Annotated in this window: 24 protein-coding genes; 12 read left to right on the forward strand and 12 right to left on the reverse strand. The window is 60.5% G+C overall.

Going from position 1 to position 20,113, the window contains the following annotated elements; genetic code table 11:
* Nucleotides 1-70 precede the first annotated feature (70 nt).
* The 5 genes from trxB (at nt 71) to U1A53_RS16875 (ending at nt 4,086) form a co-directional block, all read left to right on the forward strand.
* Complete coding sequence (trxB, locus tag U1A53_RS16855; RefSeq protein ID WP_322282742.1) at nt 71-1,003, forward strand: thioredoxin-disulfide reductase; 933 nt, start codon at nt 71-73, stop codon at nt 1,001-1,003.
* Between the two features lie 70 nt (nt 1,004-1,073).
* Entirely contained in the window at nt 1,074-1,688 is a 615-nt protein-coding gene (locus U1A53_RS16860) for a L,D-transpeptidase family protein (protein WP_322282743.1), read from the forward strand.
* Nucleotides 1,689-1,705: 17 nt separating this feature from the next.
* The gene (locus tag U1A53_RS16865) at nt 1,706-2,050 is read left to right on the forward strand and encodes a rhodanese-like domain-containing protein (protein ID WP_322282744.1); all 345 of its coding nucleotides are present in this window, start codon (nt 1,706-1,708) and stop codon (nt 2,048-2,050) included.
* 76 nt (nt 2,051-2,126) lie between these two features.
* Complete coding sequence (locus U1A53_RS16870; protein ID WP_322282746.1) at nt 2,127-3,101, forward strand: magnesium transporter CorA family protein; 975 nt, start codon at nt 2,127-2,129, stop codon at nt 3,099-3,101.
* A gap of 256 nt (nt 3,102-3,357) precedes the next feature.
* Entirely contained in the window at nt 3,358-4,086 is a 729-nt protein-coding gene (locus tag U1A53_RS16875; RefSeq protein WP_322282748.1) for a transposase, read from the forward strand.
* Nucleotides 4,087-4,249: 163 nt separating this feature from the next.
* Here U1A53_RS16875 and U1A53_RS16880 read toward each other — a convergent pair whose 3' ends face one another.
* A complete protein-coding gene (locus U1A53_RS16880) occupies nt 4,250-5,758 on the reverse strand; it encodes an arylsulfatase (protein WP_322282749.1) in 1,509 nt (502 codons plus the stop codon).
* On the reverse strand, nt 5,755-5,910 hold the full coding sequence (locus U1A53_RS16885; protein ID WP_322282750.1) for a hypothetical protein: 156 nt from the start codon (nt 5,908-5,910) through the stop codon (nt 5,755-5,757). The genes U1A53_RS16880 and U1A53_RS16885 overlap by 4 nt, the downstream gene beginning before the upstream one ends.
* Nucleotides 5,911-5,980: 70 nt before the next feature.
* On the opposite strand from U1A53_RS16885, the gene U1A53_RS16890 reads away from it, so the two are divergent.
* Nucleotides 5,981-7,153: a right-handed parallel beta-helix repeat-containing protein gene (locus tag U1A53_RS16890; protein WP_322282751.1), complete on the forward strand. Its 1,173-nt coding sequence runs from the start codon at nt 5,981-5,983 to the stop codon at nt 7,151-7,153.
* Here U1A53_RS16890 and U1A53_RS16895 read toward each other — a convergent pair whose 3' ends face one another.
* The 5 genes from U1A53_RS16895 to U1A53_RS16915 all read right to left on the reverse strand — a co-directional run bounded on the left by U1A53_RS16895 (nt 7,154) and on the right by U1A53_RS16915 (nt 10,559).
* Entirely contained in the window at nt 7,154-8,329 is a 1,176-nt protein-coding gene (locus tag U1A53_RS16895) for a serine hydrolase domain-containing protein (RefSeq protein ID WP_322282753.1), read from the reverse strand. It lies immediately after the preceding gene.
* On the reverse strand, nt 8,326-8,811 hold the full coding sequence (locus tag U1A53_RS16900; protein ID WP_322282755.1) for a tetratricopeptide repeat protein: 486 nt from the start codon (nt 8,809-8,811) through the stop codon (nt 8,326-8,328). Before U1A53_RS16900 ends, U1A53_RS16895 begins: the two co-directional genes overlap by 4 nt.
* Nucleotides 8,812-8,925: 114 nt before the next feature.
* A complete protein-coding gene (locus U1A53_RS16905) occupies nt 8,926-9,495 on the reverse strand; it encodes a DUF2062 domain-containing protein (RefSeq protein WP_322282757.1) in 570 nt (189 codons plus the stop codon).
* Nucleotide 9,496: 1 nt separating this feature from the next.
* Nucleotides 9,497-10,300, reverse strand: a complete 804-nt coding sequence (locus U1A53_RS16910; protein WP_322282759.1) for an undecaprenyl-diphosphate phosphatase — start codon at nt 10,298-10,300, stop codon at nt 9,497-9,499.
* A gap of 76 nt (nt 10,301-10,376) precedes the next feature.
* Nucleotides 10,377-10,559 carry a hypothetical protein gene (locus U1A53_RS16915; RefSeq protein ID WP_322282761.1) on the reverse strand — a complete coding sequence of 61 codons (183 nt, stop codon included), beginning with the start codon at nt 10,557-10,559 and terminating at the stop codon, nt 10,377-10,379.
* Here U1A53_RS16915 and U1A53_RS16920 point away from each other — a divergent pair.
* The 4 genes from U1A53_RS16920 (at nt 10,558) to U1A53_RS16935 (ending at nt 16,446) form a co-directional block, all read left to right on the forward strand.
* Nucleotides 10,558-11,352, forward strand: coding sequence for a M23 family metallopeptidase (locus tag U1A53_RS16920; protein ID WP_322282763.1), 795 nt, complete (start codon nt 10,558-10,560; stop codon nt 11,350-11,352). The genes U1A53_RS16915 and U1A53_RS16920 overlap by 2 nt on opposite strands.
* 86 nt (nt 11,353-11,438) lie before the next feature.
* On the forward strand, nt 11,439-12,932 hold the full coding sequence (locus U1A53_RS16925; RefSeq protein ID WP_322282765.1) for an OmpA family protein: 1,494 nt from the start codon (nt 11,439-11,441) through the stop codon (nt 12,930-12,932).
* Between the two features lie 139 nt (nt 12,933-13,071).
* Nucleotides 13,072-13,821, forward strand: coding sequence for a hypothetical protein (locus U1A53_RS16930; protein ID WP_322282767.1), 750 nt, complete (start codon nt 13,072-13,074; stop codon nt 13,819-13,821).
* A gap of 309 nt (nt 13,822-14,130) precedes the next feature.
* Nucleotides 14,131-16,446 carry a tetratricopeptide repeat protein gene (locus U1A53_RS16935; protein WP_322282769.1) on the forward strand — a complete coding sequence of 772 codons (2,316 nt, stop codon included), beginning with the start codon at nt 14,131-14,133 and terminating at the stop codon, nt 16,444-16,446.
* Nucleotides 16,447-16,452: 6 nt separating this feature from the next.
* Here U1A53_RS16935 and U1A53_RS16940 read toward each other — a convergent pair whose 3' ends face one another.
* Nucleotides 16,453-17,091, reverse strand: a complete 639-nt coding sequence (locus U1A53_RS16940; RefSeq protein WP_322282770.1) for a bifunctional nuclease family protein — start codon at nt 17,089-17,091, stop codon at nt 16,453-16,455.
* Between the two features lie 59 nt (nt 17,092-17,150).
* On the reverse strand, nt 17,151-17,720 hold the full coding sequence (locus U1A53_RS16945) for a gamma carbonic anhydrase family protein (RefSeq protein WP_322282772.1): 570 nt from the start codon (nt 17,718-17,720) through the stop codon (nt 17,151-17,153).
* A gap of 134 nt (nt 17,721-17,854) precedes the next feature.
* Between U1A53_RS16945 and U1A53_RS16950 the strand changes: the two genes are divergently transcribed.
* Nucleotides 17,855-18,127, forward strand: coding sequence for an HU family DNA-binding protein (locus tag U1A53_RS16950; RefSeq protein ID WP_322282773.1), 273 nt, complete (start codon nt 17,855-17,857; stop codon nt 18,125-18,127).
* 56 nt (nt 18,128-18,183) lie between these two features.
* Here the strand turns inward: U1A53_RS16950 and U1A53_RS16955 are convergent, their stop codons facing one another.
* Genes U1A53_RS16955 through U1A53_RS16965 form a run of 3 tightly spaced genes read right to left on the reverse strand, consistent with a single transcriptional unit; the run spans nt 18,184 to nt 19,168 of the window.
* Nucleotides 18,184-18,474 carry a CopG family antitoxin gene (locus U1A53_RS16955; protein ID WP_322282775.1) on the reverse strand — a complete coding sequence of 97 codons (291 nt, stop codon included), beginning with the start codon at nt 18,472-18,474 and terminating at the stop codon, nt 18,184-18,186.
* Nucleotides 18,475-18,491: 17 nt separating this feature from the next.
* On the reverse strand, nt 18,492-18,770 hold the full coding sequence (locus U1A53_RS16960; protein ID WP_322282776.1) for a BrnT family toxin: 279 nt from the start codon (nt 18,768-18,770) through the stop codon (nt 18,492-18,494).
* A gap of 20 nt (nt 18,771-18,790) precedes the next feature.
* Nucleotides 18,791-19,168, reverse strand: a complete 378-nt coding sequence (locus tag U1A53_RS16965; RefSeq protein ID WP_322282778.1) for a VOC family protein — start codon at nt 19,166-19,168, stop codon at nt 18,791-18,793.
* Nucleotides 19,169-19,266: 98 nt separating this feature from the next.
* Here U1A53_RS16965 and U1A53_RS16970 point away from each other — a divergent pair, with 98 nt between their 5' ends.
* Nucleotides 19,267-20,025 carry an SDR family NAD(P)-dependent oxidoreductase gene (locus U1A53_RS16970; protein WP_322282780.1) on the forward strand — a complete coding sequence of 253 codons (759 nt, stop codon included), beginning with the start codon at nt 19,267-19,269 and terminating at the stop codon, nt 20,023-20,025.
* Nucleotides 20,026-20,113: the final 88 nt, after the last annotated feature.

The following is a 20,113-nucleotide window of genomic DNA, read 5'->3' on the forward strand; positions in this document are numbered from 1 at the left end:
CGCTCCTTGCGCCCCCGGCCCGCCTTTCCATCTTCCGCGACCTTCCCCCCTCCCCCACCCACTTTCTCTCATGGAAAATGTCATCATCATCGGCACCGGCTGCGCCGGCTACACTGCGGCGATCTACACCGGACGCGCGAATTTGAAGCCCCTGATCCTCTCCGGCAACATGCCCGGCGGCCAGCTCACCACGACGACCGAGGTGGAAAACTTCCCCGGCTTCCCCAACGGCATCATGGGACCGGAGTTGATGATGAACATGCAGACACAGGCGGAGAAATTCGGCGCACGCATCGAGTACTCGCTGGTCAGCAGCGTCAAAAAGACCGCCGCAGGCCATTTTGAAGTCACCACCGAAGGCGGCACGGTCTATGAGGCGCACAGCGTCATCATCGCCACCGGCGCCTCGCCGAAGCACCTCGGCATGCCCAACGAAAAATCCCTCATCGGCCACGGTTTGACCAGTTGCGCCACCTGCGACGGCGCTTTCTACCGCAACGTGCCTGTCTGCGTCATCGGCGGCGGCGACAGCGCCTGCGAGGAGGCCATGTTCCTCACGAAATTCGCCAGCACCGTCTATTTGATCCATCGCCGCGACACGTTGCGCGCCTCGAAGATCATGGCGGACCGCACGCTGGCCAATCCGAAGATCAAGCCCGTCTGGAACAGCACCATCAGTGAATACCTGACCGATGAAAAAGGCGAGATGCGCGCCGTGACCCTGCAAAACCTCGTCACCGGCGAAAAATCCGAGCTCGAGCTGAAGTGCGTCTTCGTCGCCATCGGCCACATTCCGAACGGCCAGTTCCTCGGTGACCTCGTCGATACCGACGAGAATGGCTACATCCTGCAGACGCAGGGCACCCGCACCAAGACGGAAGGCCTCTTCGCCGCCGGTGACGTGGCCGACCACGTCTATCGCCAGGCCGTCACCGCCGCCGGCCAGGGCTGTGCCGCCGCTCTGGAGGCCGAGCGTTATCTTGCCGAGCACGACGTGCATTGATTGACGCTGGACAGACACCCTGCGGCACGGCATACGTCGAGGTGAAAAACGCCCCCACGTATCCCCACGCATGAGCCAACTGGAGCCCTCCGCAATCATCCGCCTCACCCTTCTTTCCGCCCTCGCCCTGCTGGTATCCTGCCAAAGTGGCAGCACCAGCGGACAGACGCAGTACCTGGAAGCCTTCAATCCTGGCAGCGTGCCACATTCCTCCCTGTACAACGCCGACCAGGTGTCCTACTGGGATGGCGACGGCATGGGGGGCTCGCCGAGCATCACCATCGACCTCAGCGACCAGAAGGCCTACTTCTACAAAGGCGGAGCGCTGGCGGGAGTCTCCGCGCTTTCCACCGGCGACGAAAAGCACGCCACCAAGACCGGCAGCTTCAAAGTCATCCAGAAGGACCAGTGGCATAAATCCAACCTGTACGGCGACTTCGTCGATGGCGCGGGCAACGTGGTCATGGCAAACATTGATGTGACAAAGGACAAGGCGCCGCCCGGCACGCGCTTTGAAGGCTCGAAGATGCATCACTTCATGCGCTTCGTCGGCGGCATCGGCATGCACGAAGGATTTTTGCCGGGTTACGCCGCTTCGCACGGCTGCGTGCGCATGCCCGCCCACATGGCGGCCACTTTCTACAACAACGTCACCACCGGCACGCCGGTGACGGTGCGTCCCTGACCTTCCCCGCTGATGTCATGACACCGGAATCACCGCTCGAAATCGGCCCCACGGATGTCAGCTACTTGATGGGCCGTCCGGGCGAACGCGCCTTCCGGCTCATCGACTGCCGGGAAGAGAGTGAATGGCATGTCTGCCACCTGCCGGAAGCACAGCTCGTCCCATTGTCCCGCTTCGGCGAGCTGGCACCGCAGGTCTTCACGAACACACAGGAGCATCTCATCATCTACTGCCATCATGGCATGCGCAGCCTGCGCGCGGCGCAATGGCTGCGACAGCATGGCTTCGCTCATGCGCAGAGCATGCGTGGCGGCGTCGATGCGTGGGCGGACATGGTGGACCCGGACCTGCCGCGTTACTAAATCGGCCATCCGGCACTTTTGCTCTGGCGCGGCCGTGTGCCGCAGCTACCATTCGCGCCCTTCCCCCCCCGCACGCATGGTTCGACTCCTCACCCAGCAAGGACAGCTCATCGACTGGAACGACGAAAAGACGCATCCGTTCCCGGACAATCTCGTCTTTCTCGATCTGCTGAATCCAGCGCGCGCCGAGGAGCTGGAGGCCGAAAAGTGGCTCGAATACCAGCTCCCCACACGCGAGGAGATGCAGGAGATCGAGGAGTCCAGCCGGCTCTACATGGAAAAAGGCGCGCTCTACATGACCGCGTGGCTGCCCGTCGGCCTGGACACGCCGGAGCCGGACAGCACCTCCATCTCCTTCGTCATCGCGCCCGACTGCCTCACCACCGTGCGCTACGCGGACCCCATGGCCTTCCGTGTCCTCGTGGATCAGGCCAGGCGCCAGTGCAGCACGCCGCTGAGCAGCGATGCCGTGTTCCTCTTGCTGCTGGAATTGATCGTCGCCCGCATCGCCGACGCGCTCCAGGGCATCGAAGGCGACATGAAGAAAATCTGCCGCGACATCTTCAGCCTCGATCCGCACAAGGCACATGCCACCGTGGAGAAAGATCTCAGCGACGTGGTGAAGCTGCTCGGCCGCCGCAGCGCCCTCGTGGCGAACTTGCGTGAGAGCCTGCTCAGCCTCAGCCGTATGCTGCAATACTTCCTCAACAACGCCGCCACCTGGATGCGCGGTGATCTCGCAGCGCAGTTCCGCAGCGTCATGCGCGACATCAAGAGCCTGGACGAATACACCAACCAGCAAACGCAGGAGATGACCTTCCTGCTCGAGTCCACCCTCGGCCTCATCAACATCCAGCAGAACCAGATCATCAAAATCTTCACCGTGGCCAGCGTGCTCTTCATGCCGCCCACGCTCATCGCCAGCATCTACGGCATGAACGTGAAACTGCCTGTCCAGGACAGCATCTGGGCCTTCGGCTTGGTCATGATCATGATCGTGCTTTCCGCCATCGTCCCGATCATGTACTTCAAGAGCAAGCGGCTGCTGTGATCCCGCCGTGGCCCTCCGAACGTAGGCCGGATGTGTTGGGCGAAATCAAACACCGTTACGCCCACCATTCCCTTCGCCCAACTATCCGGCTCAGGACGCTCTCGATGGCCCCACAGCACGCGAACACCTCCAAACCCGCCGGATAGTTCGGCGAAGGAAACGGTGAAGGTGGCGATGTCAAACGCGCCGAACACATCCGGCCTACGGGCCTGCATTTCACGCTTGCCTCGCCGCGTTCTCCGCATCCACTCCGCGCATGGCCTGGCTGATTCCCACCCGCATCCCGCTGCCTGATGACTTCGTGGGCTTCGATCCCGACAGTCCGCTCACGCAGGATTTCGATGCCTATCAGCGCCATCTACCGCACTGGCGTGCTCCGGGCCGCTGCTACTTCCTCACCTTCCGCCTGCGCGACTCCATTCCCGCCGACGTGATGGCGGCGATGCAGACCGAGGAGCAGGTGTGGCAGAAACGCCTGGCCGCTGCGGCGCTTCAGCATGGTGGCAAGCTACCACCAGATGAGTGGGAAGCGTGGCAGGACTTCCAGCAGGTGCAGCTCCGCAAGCTCGAAATCGTGCTCGACGAAGGCCGTGGTGAATGCCTCCTGCGAACACCGGAGCACCAGCAGCCGCTTGTCGAGGCTCTGCATCACTTCGAGGGCGCCCGCTGTGAGATGCTGGCCTACGCCATCATGCCCAATCATGCGCATGTGCTGTGCCGCCCGCTCGGCGATCACACCTTGGAAAGCCTCACGCGCTCCTGGAAGCGTCACAGTGGTGATCGCATCCATCGTCGGCTGGGTCGCTCGGGATCACTCTGGCAGGAGGAAAGCTTCGACCGCATCATCCGGGATGCGGTGCATTACCGGCAGGCCGTTCGCTACATCGCCAAGAATCCGCTGAAGGCCCGCCTCCAGCCGCCCCAAGCCGTCGTGTGGTTGCATCCTCTCATCGTCGAAACGAATGCACCCGCAGCCGTAACGTAGGGCGGAAGTGACGGTGCCACGTCTGTCGTGTGCTTCGCCCAACTATCCGGATGCAAGGCGTATGCGGAGGCTGCACGGACCACTAACGCTCCGAAGCCAGCCGGATAGTTCGGCGAAGGAAACGGTGAAGGTGGCGATGTCAAACGCGCCGAACACATCCGGCCTACTGATCCAGCGCCGCCATCGGAAAATCCGCGCTGCGCGTGTGTTGCGCGGCCATGATCGCTTTCATCTTGGTGATGAGGTCAGGATGCTCGGCGGCCACGTTCTTGGTTTCAGCGGGATCGGTGGCGATATTGAAGAGCTCTTCAGTTGCGGTTGCGGATTTGGCCTTCGGCTTGCCTTTGCCGGTCATGTTCATGCGCACGAGTTTCCAGTCGCCCATGCGCAGGATCTGCTGGCCGCCGTAGCTGGGAAATTCGCGATACAAGAACTCGCGCTCCTGCTGTTTTTGGCCCAACAGCGTCGGCGCGAAGCTGATGCCGTCTGTTTTCGGTGTTTTGTCTTTGGAGCCGATAAGTTCGGCCAGCGTGGGCATCCAGTCTTCAAAGCCGGTGACTAGGTCACTGGTGGTGCCGGCTTTGATCTTGCCCTTCCAACGGACAATGCCGGGAGAACGGAAACCGCCGTCGTAGAGCGTGCCTTTGCCATCGCGGCGGCCTTCGTTGGAGTTGAAGAAGGCGCAGTCGGTGCCGGCGAGTCCTTGATGCGTGCCGCTGACGGGGCCGTTGTCGCTGGCGAAGATGAAGATCGTGTCGTCATCGAGGCCGAGTTCGGCGATGAGCCCCATCATTTTGCCGATTTCGCGGTCCATGCGCGTGATCATCGCTGCGTAGGCGGCCTTGGGCTTGAAGTGCGGCAGGTAACCTTTGCCGCCGGGATAGGGCGGGTCGTCAAACTTGCCGAGGTATTCCTGCAACGAATCGTCCGGCACCTGAAGCGCGACGTGCGGCACGGTGGTAGGCCAGTAGAGGAAGAAGGGCTTGTCCTTGTTGTCGCGGGCGAATTTGAGCGCCTGCTCCGCGATGAGATCGGCGGAGTATTCGCTGCCTTGGAAGCGCTTGTAGCTCTCGGGCTTCGCCGGATCTTCGTCGGGCTTGAGCTTGTCGTTGGAAGGGAACGGCGGGTTCTTGAGGTCGATGGTCTTGTCGTTGTCCCAAAGGTAGGTGGGATAGAAATTGTGGGCGACGCCCTGGCAGTTGTAACCGAACCAGCGGTCGAACCCTTGCTTCAACGGCTCGCCGGTCGATCCCGGACCACCGAGGCCCCATTTGCCGAAACCGCCGGTGGTGTGGCCGGTTGATTGGAAGACCTCGGCCAATGTGACGGTTTCCGGCGGGATCGGATGCTGGCCTTCATGCTCCGGTTTGCCCATGCGCGGCAGACCTTTGGCGTTGTCAGCCTGGCGGTTGTCACGAATAAACGCATGGCCGGGATGCAGGCCGGTCATGAGCACGCAACGTGAGGGAGCGCAGACGGCGTTGCCGGAATAGTGCTGCGTGAGACGCATGCCTTCCGCCGCCATGCGGTCGAGATTCGGCGTCTTGATGTACTTCTGCCCGTAGCAGCCGAGATCGCCGGGGCCGAGGTCGTCGGCGAGGATGAAGATGACGTTCGGCTGGCGTGCGTGGGCTGTGAGTGCCAGGGCGAGGAGGATCAGCAAGTGCTTCATGGTCGGCTTGAAACGTCGGCAGGGGCCTTTTCTTGTGCCGCAGGTCGTTTTGGGAGCGAATCGAGTTTCCACTGCATCCACAGCGTGAGCAGCAGCATCGCGGCAATGAGCAGGGCAATGATGTAGAAGCCGGGGCGGGAGGAAATCTTCATGCGCAGAGATGGGATGGCCGAAAGAAGGCGAAAAAAGCGAGTTTCACAGCGATTGAATCACTTCTTCACCATGAAACAGCTTTTGTGCCTCCTTCTGCTTCTGTCGGCCACTCAACCGGCCAGCGCGCTCCCCGAAGCAGAGATTCAGCGTTTCATTGATGACGCGATCAAGGCGGGTGGCGGCGAGGTGATCATTCCACCGGGTGTGCATCTCATCGAACGCGGCCTGATGCTGAAGGACGCGAAGAAGCTGCGCCTCATCGGCCTGGATGCGGAGGAAACCGTGCTCAAGCTGCCGCCAGTGGCCTATGCCATTGCTTCCGGTGTCACAGAGGGCGGTGCCACACGCATCGCGGTGAAAACGCAGCGTGGCTTCAAGCCTGGCATGCGGTTGAAAATTGAGGCCGATGGCGAAACGGATTCGTTCACGAAGAAACCGAAACCCTACCATCTCGCCATCGTCAAAGCGGTGGAGAGAGACGTGATCCTGCTCGAAACGCCGCTGAAATTCCCGGTTCCCGACGGCACCATGATCCGCCACGAGGATGCGCCGAACCTGATCGAGATCCGTGGTGCCAGCGAGGAGGTGCGCATCGAGAAGCTCACGCTCGATGGCGGAAGGATGGAAAGCGACCCGCCCATTCGCGGCCATGCGCAGCTCTGCGGCATCTTTGCTGCGGGAGCCTACAGCTATGAAAAAGGTCCGACGGGGCCACAGGTGAAAAAACTGCACATCTCACGCTGCTTCATCCAGAACTGCCACGGGCGCGGCATCGCGCTTTATTCGGTGGAGAGCGCGGAGATCGACGGCTGCACGATTCGTGACACCTCGGACGAGGCGATCGACTTTGATCACTTCACGGTCAAATCCATCGCCACGCACAATCACATCGCCCGCAGCTTGATCGGCGTGGAATTGAACGACGCCACGAACTGCCTCGTGGCCGGCAACGACTTCCGCGAATGCGCCACCGGAATCAATCTCTGGCGCTGGTGCAAACAACCAGGCCTGAACGAGGGTAATCTGATCGTGCAGAACGTGTTTGAGCGCACCAAGGGCAATGCCGTCCAGATCGCCACCGGCACCAGGGGCAACACCATCGCCCAAAACGAGATCAGCGGCAGCGGCAAGAACGGCATCGTCCTCTCAGGCGAAGGCCAGATCGTGAAGGCGAATCAAATCACCGGCAGCGGCATGAAGGCAATCGCGATCAACGAGGGGAAGCACGAGATAGTGGAGTGATCAGCTTCCGTACAGTGCCTTCACCAGCCCCTGTGCGCGCTCTCCCGGCAATGCACCGATCTCCATCTGGTTCATGACGTAGGCGAAGCCGATGCCGTTTTCAGGATCGGCAAAGGCGAGGCTGCCACCGGCGCCGGGATGGCCGTAGGCGAGACGGCTGGGGCCAAACAACTGGCGCAGCTTGCCGCCGTCGGACTCGGGGTCTTCGTTCATGGGATCCTGCATCATGCCGGCGGAAAAGGCGATGGGCGCAAGGAGCACGGAGTCATTTTCCTGCGTGAGCGTCTGCTCAAGACGACGCACGACGGACTCGGGAGCGATCTGCGCACCGTTCCAGCGCCCGCCTTGCGCGAGCATGGCATAGAACTTGGCCAGCCCCTGCGCACTGCCGACGCCGCCCATGCTGGCATAGCCGCGCGACCACATTTCACTTTGATTGAAGTCGCTGACGGCGTTCAGACCGAAAGGCGATGTGAACGTGCGCTGCGTGAGCGTGCCTGAAGTGTTGAAGGCTTTGATGAAGGCCTGGTCGCTGTTGGAGATGCTGATCTTGCCGGGATACACCGGCGAGACGCGGTCCCACTGCGCGCTGGGCAGGCCGATCCAGAAATCGAGCACCATAGGACTGCCAAAGACTTCGCGGAAGTATTCGCCAAGCGACTCGGTTTCGGCGAGACGGCGCACCACTTCATCGAGCAGGAAACCGAAGGTGCGCGCGTGGTAGCCCTGCCGCGTGCCAGGCTCCCACAGCGGGTGCTGACGTTCGAGCGACTCGACGACGGCGTCGTAGTTGTAGATGGGGACACGTTCACTCAGCGCGCACAGACCGGCGGTATGCGTGAGCAGGTGGATGAAGGCGACGTTGGATTTGCCACCACCGACAAATTCAGGCCACACTTCAGACACGGGACAATCCAGCGGGATGCCTGCCTCCTCAAGCGCGAGCAAGCAGCAGACAGCCGCAGGGCCTTTGGTGGCTGACCAGACGGGGACGAGGGTGTTTTCATTCCACACACGGGTACGAGCTCGATCGCAGTGGCCGTTGGAGAGGTTCAGGATTTCCTGACCGTGCTGCCAGATCGAAACCGAAGCGCCCATTTCCCAACGTGTGCGGAAACTTTCCTCGAACCAAGCGCGCACGGCCTGGAGGTTCGCGGGACTGGCGGGGGTGCTCATGCGGGATGGGACTCCAATTGGGCGCGCAGGCAGTCGAGATCGCGGTCCTTTTTGGCATGCTGGCGCAGTTCGCCATCCATCTCGAAGGCCCGCTCCAGATAGGTCATGGATTTGTCGTAATGACCGAGTCGGGCGTGGTAGCAGCCCATGTTATAGTAATAGACCGGCTTCGTGCGCAGCGTGGCGGGTCCACGAGAAAGAACATCCACCGCCTCAGCAGTGCGGCCGAGTTCATGCAGACAGAACGCGGCATGGATGAAGCCGCCTGGCTCCGCAGGCTCCTGCTGGCAGAGCCGATTGGCCAAAGCGAGCGCCTCACTCCAGCGATGCCCGCCCATCAGGCAGAGCAGGGTGATCTCGAGGACATCCACACGATCATTCATCTCCGCCGGCAGCGGAGACAGCTCCTCACGGGCCTCCTCATAGAGACCCAACTCCACGTAGCCCTGGGCGGCGATGATCCTGCGTTCGGCTTCGGTCATTTTCAGTGTGATGTGCGAATGAGAACGCAAAGCGCGCGTGGGAACAAGGTTTTTCATGACTTCGCAGCAGCCGGGGAGACAAATATCCAGGATTCGCCCCGTGCCGTCTCACCATCAAGCCGCCTTGGCCTCGCGCAGACGCTTTGCCACCTCAAGACGCGAGGTGACCTCCCAGATGCCCCAGGTGGCGACGTAGCTGACGAGGGCACCGATGGCACCGAGGATGATGCCTCCCACAAGCATAACTGGAGCGTGCTCTTTGAGAACCATCCAGGCGTCCACCATTGACTCAGGCAGATGATTGGGAAACGGCGTGGCGGGAACCGTCGTGTAGAGCGCCAGAAACCATTTGCCGATGGCATACTCCAGCCAGGCGATGAAGGGGATGGTGAACGGGTTGCTCAGCCAGCACAACGCGATGGCGATGGGGATGTTCACGCGGAAGATGGCGGACAGAATCGTGGCCGTGGGCATCTGGATGGGCAGCAGCTGCAGCGTGATGAACATGCCGACGGCCGTGCCACCGGAGAGTGTGTGCTGCGTGGGCTTCCACACGCGTTTGTCGAGGAAATGACGCGCGAACCAGCGCATGACCGGACGCTGGCGCAGCTTCCTCGGGTGCTTGAGGAAGCGGATGGTTTTGAAAACCGAGCGCCGGAACCAGCCTTGGAGCATCGCCATCATCTCAGTGCCCTCCTCCGGTGGACGCCCATGCGAGCAGCGCACCGCCGAGGGCGATGCGATACCACGCGAAACCGTTGAACGTGTGCCCCTGCACGAAGCGGATGAGCCACTTCACCACGATGAATGCGGAAATGGCGGAAACCAGCGTGCCGAGAACGACCATCGACCAGTCTTCATGACCTGCCTCACCCTCTTTAATCGCAGAGAGGATTTTGAACCCGCCGGCGGCCATCAGGGTAGGAATGCCCAGCAAGAACGAAAACTCCGTGGCCGCAGGCCGTGCCACGCCGAAGGCCATCGCCATCAGGATGCTGGCACCGGAACGCGAAGTGCCGGGAAACACCGCTGCAAGCAATTGCGCCAGCGCCACGGCGATCACAATGGTCCAGGTGATGTCAGGTGTGCCTGGCTTGCCTTTGTGCAGAAACTCCAGCACGAGAATGATCACGCCACCGATCAATGTGGCCCAAGCAACGGGCGGAATCGTTTCCGGCAGCTTGATGCCGAACTTTTTGACGGCCAGGCCGCCCACCGCCGTGATGATGAAGGAGACGAGCAGTTTTGCCAGATAATCACGCGTGGTGGCATCGCCCAGCGTGGTGGCCAGATATTTCACCCGCTGGGTGAACACCGCCAGCACGGCGATCACCGCGCCGCTTTGAATCACCACATTGAACAGATCGCTCTTTTTGGGCAGCCATTCCAGATTCTGCGGGATGAGGAGATGCCCGGTGGAGGAGATGGGCAGAAATTCAGTGACACCTTCGATGATGCCGAGGAGGATGATCGCGAGCCAGTCGGGCATGGGCGGGTTGGGAGAAGGTTCGAACAGGAAAGGTTGACTGTCGGGAGTGTGAAGCGGTTTGCAAGCACGCTGCACTTCACTCGATGCATTGAATCTGGAAATTTCGCGGCAAGACGGCCATCTCTTGCATGCCGGAGCTTTTCAAGCTGGCCTTTGCGACGATTTCGGCTACCATCGCGCCCCCTTTCGGCATGCCAGCCAGTGCCTCCAACCCAACCTCGACGCTTCTGTGCGGCCACCCTTCCTGGTGGGCGGTCATGATCTGTGCATGCAGCGCCTTGATGCTGCTGGCAACAAATGCCCCCGCACAGTCCGGATCGACGATGCGCGTGCGTCTGGCCGATGGGTTTGATTTCCCCGTGGGCAAACCGGATGCCGACGGCTACTACAAAGCACGCGGCTACTGGCCCAACGGCCACCTCGGCGAAGACTGGAACGGCCGCGGCGGCGGCGACAGCGACCTCGGTGTGCCTATTTACGCCATTGGCCGCGGCGTGGTGATTTTCTCACAAAACATCGGCGTCGGCTGGGGTAACTGCATCCTGGTGCGCCACATCTTCCGCGAGGCCGACGGCAGGATCGCCATGGTGGACTCTCTCTATGCCCACCTGAATGAGCGCAAAGTGAAGCTGCATGAGTTCGTGGAGAAGGGCCAGCTCGTCGGCACGATGGGCGGGAACAACGGCATGTATCCGGTGCATCTGCACCTGGAGGTGCGCAAAAACCTGCACATCGGCATGAACCGGTCCCAGTTCGCCCGCGACTCGTCGAACTACTACAGCCCGACCTCGTTCATCAACGCACACCGCGTGCTTTCCTCCAGCACCCAGAAATACGACGTGCCGGTGAACAACTTCGCGCCTTATGGCCGGGCGCTTGCTGACGTGCGCAGCGATGGTTCGAGCACGGCGAGTGTGGACGTGCCCTCATTTCAGAGCGGCGGCTCCGGCACGGTCAAGGATGAGCCCAAGCAGGGCGATGACTTCTGGTCGCGGTTGAAGGCGAAGATGCGCAACGGCCAGGCCACTCCCGGCACCGAGGAGAAACGCTGAGCAGGACGAGGCGCATAATAAGCCTTGATTCATCACCGCCCGTGGTGGCATCTTTACTGCTGTCAAAGGACAGCCTCCTCCCGGCCATGCAATCTTCGTCCCGTCCCCTCCCAGTCCGCTTCGCTTATGGCGGCAGCCTCGTGCCTGTTCTCATCGTTGTTGCCGCCCTCGCGCTCAGCACCGTCATCTTCTTCCTTTTCACCAAAAAGAAGATGATCGGGCAGGAGTCCGATCCTGCCACCACGGCGGGCGAGGTTAACCCCTCCAGCGCCTCTGCCAAAACAACCGCCGATGCCGCCAAAGCAGGCGCTCCGGCAGCACCGTCTCCCACCACGCCGGCGAAGACAGATCCCCCGCCTGTTCCACCTTCTGCGCCGACAGCCTTTGCCTTCGCCCGTCCGCTCGATCTGGGCAGGCAGCTCGTGCGCAGTCTCACCGCAGGTGATTTCGCCTCCGCTGGCAGGCTCGCCGCCGCCGCAGATGCTGTGCAATCCGACAGCGCGACGATGCTCTTCCAAAAACTCGCTGAAATGGGCTACAAGCCAGGGACCGAGGACCAGGTGGAGCTGCTCGGTCTGGTCGAAAACCGCACCCGCATCGCAATCCCTTTCATCAAGCCCGGCACCAATGAAACCGTGCGCATCCAGCTCGATCTCGAACGCGACGAGCGCATGGGCTGGAAGATCGCCAAAGCCACGCTGCCCAAGGCCATGAGCAGCGCCATCGTGGCCATGCCTGCCACGTCCGCTGCCAGTGTGGCCGCAGGGACACCCGGCGCACCGCCACCCGCCCCCGGCACACTCGCCCCGATGAAGCAGCTTTTCAGCGTGGAGGACGGCACGGACGCGCTGGCCTTTGCCAGTGATTTCGTCCGCCATCTCCTAAAGCACGACTTCATTGCCGCCCGGACGTTCGTGGATGACAAGAAGGTGCCGGTAGAGCGCCTCGTCGGCCTTTGCATCGTGTTTGAAGAAGGCCAGTATGCCCTGAATCCCGGCAAGCCTCTCATCATCACCATCGCCAATCCCGAGGTGTCCTGGGTCATTGCCCAGGTGCAATCGGAAGCACTCCAACAGAACACCGAATTTGGCGTGGAACTCAAACGCGCCGACATCGCGCAGCCGTGGAAAATTGTCGGTCTCAATCTCTCCGACATCCTCGGCTCCTTCGCCAAAAGCGCCTCGAAGCTCGGCGTGCCCTACACGCCCATCGTGAAGAACCCCAAAGGCGGCGAATCTCTCGCCCTCTACTTTGAATACGACCGCGCCGAGTTGCACCCACGCGCCCAAAAACAGATCGAGGTCATCGCAGCCCTCATGAAGGCCGATCCTTCCAAAAAACTGCGCATCGCCGGCCACACCGACGAAAAAGGCGAGGACCACTACAACATCAACCTCTCCCGCAATCGTGCCGAGACCGTGAAAAAGCAGCTCGTCGCCCTCGGCGTGCCCGCCACTCAGGTGGAAACCGCCGGCATGGGCAAGGCGCAGCCGCTCAGCCCGAATAAAAAATCCGACGGCACCGACGATCCTGAAGGCCGCAGCCACAATCGCCGCGCCGAAATCTATCTCGATTTCTGAGACCTCTCCGAGCGAGACTGCCCAAGTCGATGAAACGCTTCGGACTGAGTCCGCATCTCGTGTGTGCTGAACAACAACCAACTGTCAACCAGTTGCAGCCTGCCCCCCGTTCCCATCGAGAACTCAAATGATCCCGTCTATGAAATCGGATGTTACTCAGCATACGGCTTTAGCATGTAGATGTTTCAGCATCGTGTGCATAGCTTGGAGTTCGGCGTTTGGTCAGATGGCCTCATTGAATCACCCCTTGCAATCACATGTCATTCGCGCGGTGGAGACCAAGATTGAAATGGTTCCCAATTCAAAAACAATAAGAGTGACCATCACAAACCATGTGAAAGAGTCTCGGTACTTGTTGATGCCTCTTGATCTCATGTCGTATCGTATCAAACTGACCACGTCTGATGGAAAGGAACTGGAAATGACCTCTAAAGGTCGAAAGGAGCTGGTTGATCCATACCCAATTGGGAGTATGCGCTTGGCGACTCTAAAAACGGATGTCCCATGGAACGAAAGCATTAACCTCGAGCCTTTGTTCCAGTTCCCTGAGCAAGGAGAGGTTCGATGTGAGGTGAGCCGCCATATTCTTTTCACGCATCCAAACGATAAACCCCGTGATGCTGAATGGATTTCCTTTCCTCCCATAATGTTGCCGTCTGGAAACCCCGCCCCGAAATCCGTGGACCAAGCGAAGACGATATTATCCCCTGTGAGAAAAACCACAGAACCTCTGAGTACCAAGTCTTCCTTTACAAAACACGATACTCCAGAATCAACTCCTGCGGCTGCTAGTGAGAAACTGACCTCATCAATGCGGTGGAGAATCATCATTGTCTTGATCGTGGCGGCAACTGGTCTGCTGTGGTTGATGCTCAAGAAGCGGAAGTGACCGGCCTGCAACGTCATGGACACCCACGTGTCGCTCTTGATCACCATAAGCGGTGGCACGCCCACCAGCAGCGGTAGCTATGAGGTGAGCTTCAGCGCCACGGACAGCGCCGATCCGCCGTGAAAAAAGATGCCAGGCGTACAGTACATCATGCTCGCGGCAAAGCACTGAGGTCCAAGGCTTTGACAGGAGGTTCTCGAAGACTGACGCAGCGCGCAGGGAGCAGGTCAGTTTCATTCGCCACACCTTTGCGGGACGGGAATCCTCGCGTCTTGCGTGATCCGCGCGTCCGCCTATTCTGGCGCACGCATGAAGAAGTCCGTCCCGCCAGCTCCCGAACCGCCCGCATCATCGTGGCAGGCCGGGATCATCCTCGGTGGAGGAGCATTGGCTCTTGTGGCATTGATCGCGTGGGCCTTCTGGCCGCAGAAAAAATACACGCCGCTGCCCGTTTCGGCGGTTGTTTCCCTCGCCAAGGCCGAGCCGTTTGTCATGCCGGATGAAAAAGCCGCCTTCGCCCAATATGCAGGCTCGGAAAGCTGCAAGGAGTGCCACGCCGATCAATTCACCAAGTGGCTCGGTTCGCATCACGGCCTCGCGGAACGCAAACCGGACCCGAAACTCGACGATCCAGCGTTTGTTCCCACGCGCAGCTTCAAACACGGTTCGCAAACGACGGAAACACGCAAGACCGGCAGCGACTATGAACTCATCACCCTCGGCTTTGGCGACAAGATCACGCCTTATCGAGTCGAACACGTGATCGGCCACGACCCGCTGCGCCAGTATTTGGTTGATGGAGGAAATGGCCGTCTTCAGGCCATGGAAGCCTGCCTCGATCCGCACAAAAACGAATGGTTCAATGTGTACGGCAACGAAGACCGCAAACCCGGTGAATGGGGTCACTGGACGGGCCGCGGCATGGTGTGGAATCAAATGTGCGCCACCTGCCACAACACCCGCCTGCGCAAAAACTACGACGCTGCCACCGACAGCTACAAGACCACCATGGCCGAGATGTCCGTGAGCTGCGAGTCCTGCCACGGCCCGATGAAGCACCACAACGAGTGGCAGCACGCCAATCGTGGCGTTAAAGGCGATCCCACCATCGTGAAATGGTCCCGCGACCAGCACATCGAGAACTGTGCTGGCTGTCACGCGCGACGCGGCGAGATCACCGGCGACTTCGTGCCCGGCGAATCCTTCTGGGACCACTACCACCTCACCATCACCGACCAGAGCGACACGTTTTATCCTGACGGCCAGATTCGCGACGAAAACTACGAGTTCAGCAGCTTCTTCAGCAGCCGCATGCACCACGCCGGAGTGCGCTGCATGGACTGCCATGACATGCACAGCATGAAGACCATTCTGCCCGGCAACCAGCTCTGCATGCGCTGCCACACGCCTGGCGGCTTCCCCAACGCACCGGTCATCATGCCCGAGGCGCACAGCTTCCACCAAACCGCCAGCACTGGAAACCAGTGCGTGAACTGCCACATGCCGCAGACCGTGTACATGCAGCGCCACCCGCGCCACGACCACGGCTTCACCATTCCTGACCCGCTGCTCACGAAGCAGTTCAACGTGCCGAACGCCTGCAACAAATGCCACACCGACAAAACCACCGACTGGGCGCTCGAAGCCACGCAAAAATGGTGGGGGCCAAAGATGGAGCGCAAAACCCGCCAGCGGGCCGTTTTGATCGCCAAAGCGCGTCAGGGAGACGCCGAGGCACGCGATGGGCTCATCGATCTGCTCGGCAGCGATGAAATTCCGCACTGGAAAGCCAGCGCCACGCTGCTGCTTGACCGCTGGATTGATCAACCCGCCGTTCAAACCTCCATCAGCGCCCAGTTGCAGCACGCGCACCCGCTCGTGCGTCAAAGCGCCATCCGCACACTCGAACCTGTGCTGCAAAACGGCTCCATTCGCTCCACCATCGAGCCGTTGCTCAACGATCCGGTGCGTGGCGTGCGTGTGTCCGCCGCCTGGGCCTTGCGCGAGTCATTGAATCTCGATTCCGCCGCCGGAAAAGACCTCCAGCACATGTTGAACTGGAATGCCGACCAGCCCAGCGGCCAGATGCAGCTCGCCCAGTTCCATTTTGCCCGGGGCAACAACTCCGATGCCATCAAGAGCATGGAAACCGCGATCCGCTGGGATCCCAATTCCCCACCTTTCCACCACGATCTCGCGATGCTGTACAGCACCACCGGCCAGACCCCGCTTGCCATCACCAAACTACGCGACGCCATCAAACTCGCGCCCAACCACGCCGAGTATCACTACGAACTCGGCCTCGCCCTCAGCGAAACCGGCGACATGCAGGCCGTGATCAGTTCCCTTCAAGAAGCCGTGCGCCTTGATCCATCCCTTGCACGCGCCTGGTACAATCTGGGCCTTGCCAGGAACGGTTTGGGCGACATACCCGGTGCTCTGGAAGCCCTGCAACGCGGTGAACTCGCCAATGCGCGCGATCCCGGCATTCCCTATGCCCGCGCCACGATTCTCGCGCAGCAGAACCGCAAACCGGAAGCCATCGCCGCGCTAGATCGAGCCTTGAGTATCGCTCCAGGTTATGGAGAGGCGCTGCAACTGCGCGCGGCCTTGATGCAGCGTTGAGCTGGCTCAGCCATCCGCCTTCTTCCACTCCTCGCCCTCTTCGTCATCGTCATCGCCGAAGCCGTCGTCATACTCGTCGTCATCCTCGCCTTCACTGATGCCGGCGATAGTGTTGATGTCCTCATCACTGAGCTCTTCAACCTCGTCATCGTCATCATCCCCTTCTTCCTTCGGAGCCTCGGACGCCTGCTGGGCCTCCAGCCCCTTCTTTTCGATCTGGGCGAGCGTGTCGCTCACATCCTCGACCGACTCCCACACCTTCTTTGCCACGAAGATCGGCGCGCTCTGCTGCACCGCCATCGCAATGCTGTCGCTCGGCCGCGCATCAAGCTCGATCATCTTTCGCGTCGTATGCAGCTCGTTCTCGGCGGAGATGATCAGGCGCGCGTGGAAGACACTGCCATTGATGTTGTTAATGATGACGCGCTCCACCTTGGCGCCGAAGGCCATGAGCAGGTGCCCGACGAGATCGTGCGTCAGCGGACGCTCCTTCGACACGCCGCGCATGAACATGGAGATCGCCGTGCCGACGGACTCGTCGATGTAGATCACGAAGACCTTCGATTCATTGCCAAGAAACACCGCGAAGCTGCCTTCCAGCGGCAGCACCGCGCGCACCTGCACTTCGATGACATCCTTGTTCATGCGCCAATTTAAAACCGCGTGCGTGCCGATGGCAACACGCGCCGTGGATTATTCTGCGTCTAAATTGGCCTTCCTGTCACCCGGATGACTTCGCCGCCGAGTCCCAGCGCGAGATAGCGCCGTGACACCTCGACATACTTCAACGCGAGCCTGGCATTCGCCTGCCGCTCTTCGGATGACAGCGCGCGCACCACACGTGCCGGTGATCCAACGACCAGCGAACCCTCGGGAATAATCATGTTTTTCGTCACCAGCGCGCCGGCGGCGATGACGCTGCGCGCACCGATTTGGGCGCCGTCCAGAATGATCGCCCCCATGCCCACGAGCACCTCGTCACCCACGGTACAGGCATGCACCACGGCACGGTGGCCCACGGTCACACGTTCTCCCAACACGCAGGCACAATCATCACTCACATGCAGCACGCTGCCGTCCTGCACGTTGCTTTGCGCACCCACGATGATGCGGTTGATGTCGCCTCGCAAGACGGTGCCGTACCACACGCTGGACTCGGCATGCAGCTCCACCGCGCCAATCACAATGGCGCCGGGCGCGATGAAAACACCGTTCGCAACGGACGGATTCGCCTCAGGAAGCAAGAACTTTTTGAGGGATTGATGGCCTTCCATGCCTAGTAGAATCTGGGGTTGAGGGATTTTTGTGTTTGAGTAATAAAGGCGTAGCGCCATAAAATCAGGCCGCTTCGCCTTGTCATTCTGGCGCGGTCCACAGTCAATCCAACAACGAATCCACTCACAATCTCATGAACAAAGCTCAACTAATCGAAGCCGTGCAGAAAAATCTCGGTGGCGACACCTCCAAACGCGCCGCCAGCGACGCCTTGGATGCCGTCCTTACCGCCATCGCCAAGGGCGTGAAGGCAGGCAACGTGCAGCTCATCGGCTTCGGTACCTTCAAGGTCGCCAAGCGTGCCGCCCGCACTGGCCGCAACCCAAAGACCGGCGCAGCGATGAAGATCAAGGCCTCGAAGACCGTGCGCTTCGTCGCCTCCTCGGCGCTCAAGAACTCGCTATGATCCAGCATTCCCCTTTCACCCGCGCTTCGTCCCAAGGAGCGCGGGTTTTTCATGCCTCAATCCTTCAGCTCCTGCTCCATCCGCTCGCTCAGCCACTGCTTGATCATGCTCTGGTAGTTCAGGTAGCGGCGGCGGGCCACGCGCTTGATACGGCTCAGCATGCGCGGGTCAAAGCGCAGCGTGATCGTGGTGGACTCACGCACATCCGCGCGATGGATCGAGGACTGCATCAGCCGCGCATCAAGCTGGTGCGCCGCCCAGAACTTCACCTCCGCCTCCTCGGAATCAAAGGCGGGAACGTCCTTCCAGGCGCGGATCAGTTTCAAATCAGGTGATGCGGTGTCCATGGTCGTGATGGGTGAACTCAAATATCCTCCGCCTTCTTGCGCTCGAAGAAATCATGCTCTCCCGGAGTCATCAGCCGCGCGAAGACGACGCGGTAACGCTTCCCGTCCGTCCAGAACACGCTGAACACCGGCTTGCCTTGCAGCGACTTGCCCAGGTGGTAGTAACGGGCCTCCGCGTCCTCACTCTGGCCGTCTGGCAGAAATTTGAGCGCGAACGGATCTTCAAACGACTCCTCGATGTCCTTCGGCGGAAGTTGGGTGAGGTCAAAAGCAGCGCCGAGCCAGTCGAAGTCCATGAGTTGGGTTGGGAGGAGGTTTATTTCCGGTATTCGATCAGTTCTATCTCATAACCTTCCGGCGCGTCAATAAAGGCGAATACGCCACTGGAACTCGGTGTCGGTCCATCGGAGAGCGGATGGCCAAGGGACGCGGCATGTTTCGCAAAGGCCTCAATGCTCTCCACCTCGAAGGCCAGATGCGTCAGGTCGCTGCAAAACGTCACCGGCCCGCTGGCGGGATAGCTGCAGATCTCGATGAGCTCATCGCTGTTCGGCGTCTGCAGGAACACCAGCTCTGAGCCACGCGGCGACTTGTGGCGGCGTACTTCCTTCAAGCCGAGCACCTGGGTGTAAAAGTTGATCGTCTTTTCGAGATCATTCACCCGGTAGCGGGTGTGGAGGAGTTTTTTGACCATGACTGCACTTTAATGCCACAGTCTGCCAGACGTGGCAAACGATCCTCCATAAGGCAGAAAGCTTGATCCATTGAAGCCCGTCTCGTAAAACCTCACACATGATTCCAATCGACCTCACAGGCAAAGTCGCCCTCATTACCGGCGCATCGCAGGGCATCGGCTCACAGGTGGCTCGCACTTTTCATCAGGCAGGCGCCACTGTCGTCCTCAACCACCTCGGCAGCCCTGGCACCACGGTGAACGCTCAAACCCTCGCCGATGAGCTCAACCTCGCCCGCACCGACAGCGCCAGCATCATCGCCGCCGATGTCTCGCAGCCTGATCAGGTCCAGACGATGATGGGAGACATCCAGGCACGCCACGGAGGCCTTGATTACCTCATCAACAACGCCGCCATCATCAAGGATCGCACCATCGCCAAGATGGGTCTCGATGAATGGGACGCCGTCATCGACGTGAACCTCTCCGGCGTCTTCTACTGCTGCAAATACGCCCTCGAAATCATGCGTGAACACGGCGCCATAGTCAGCTTTGGCAGCATCGCCGCCATCCAGGGCTTCTTTGGCCAAGCCAACTACGCCGCCGCCAAATCCGGCGTGCAGGCCATGATGCGCGTCCTCAGCCGCGAAGCCGCCCGCAAACAAATCCGCGCCAACGCCATCGCCCCCGGCGTCATCGACACCGCCATGGCCGCCACCATTCCCGAAAACGTCCGCGCCGAGATGCTCAAAAACGTCCCCCTCGCCCGCTTCGGCACCACCGAGGAAGTCGCCAACGTCGTCCTCTTCCTCTGCTCGCCGCTGGCGAGTTATGTGACCGGTCAAACCATCGAAATCAACGGCGGCTGGAGAGGCTGATGCGTTCCCCGCCCTCATAAATCAAGGCCGCCAGCACAATCTGCGTGGTCGATTTGCTTTGTGCGGGCTTGCCCATACAATCCGGGCA

The organism is Prosthecobacter sp. (genome assembly GCF_034366625.1).
GTDB lineage: Bacteria > Verrucomicrobiota > Verrucomicrobiia > Verrucomicrobiales > Verrucomicrobiaceae > Prosthecobacter.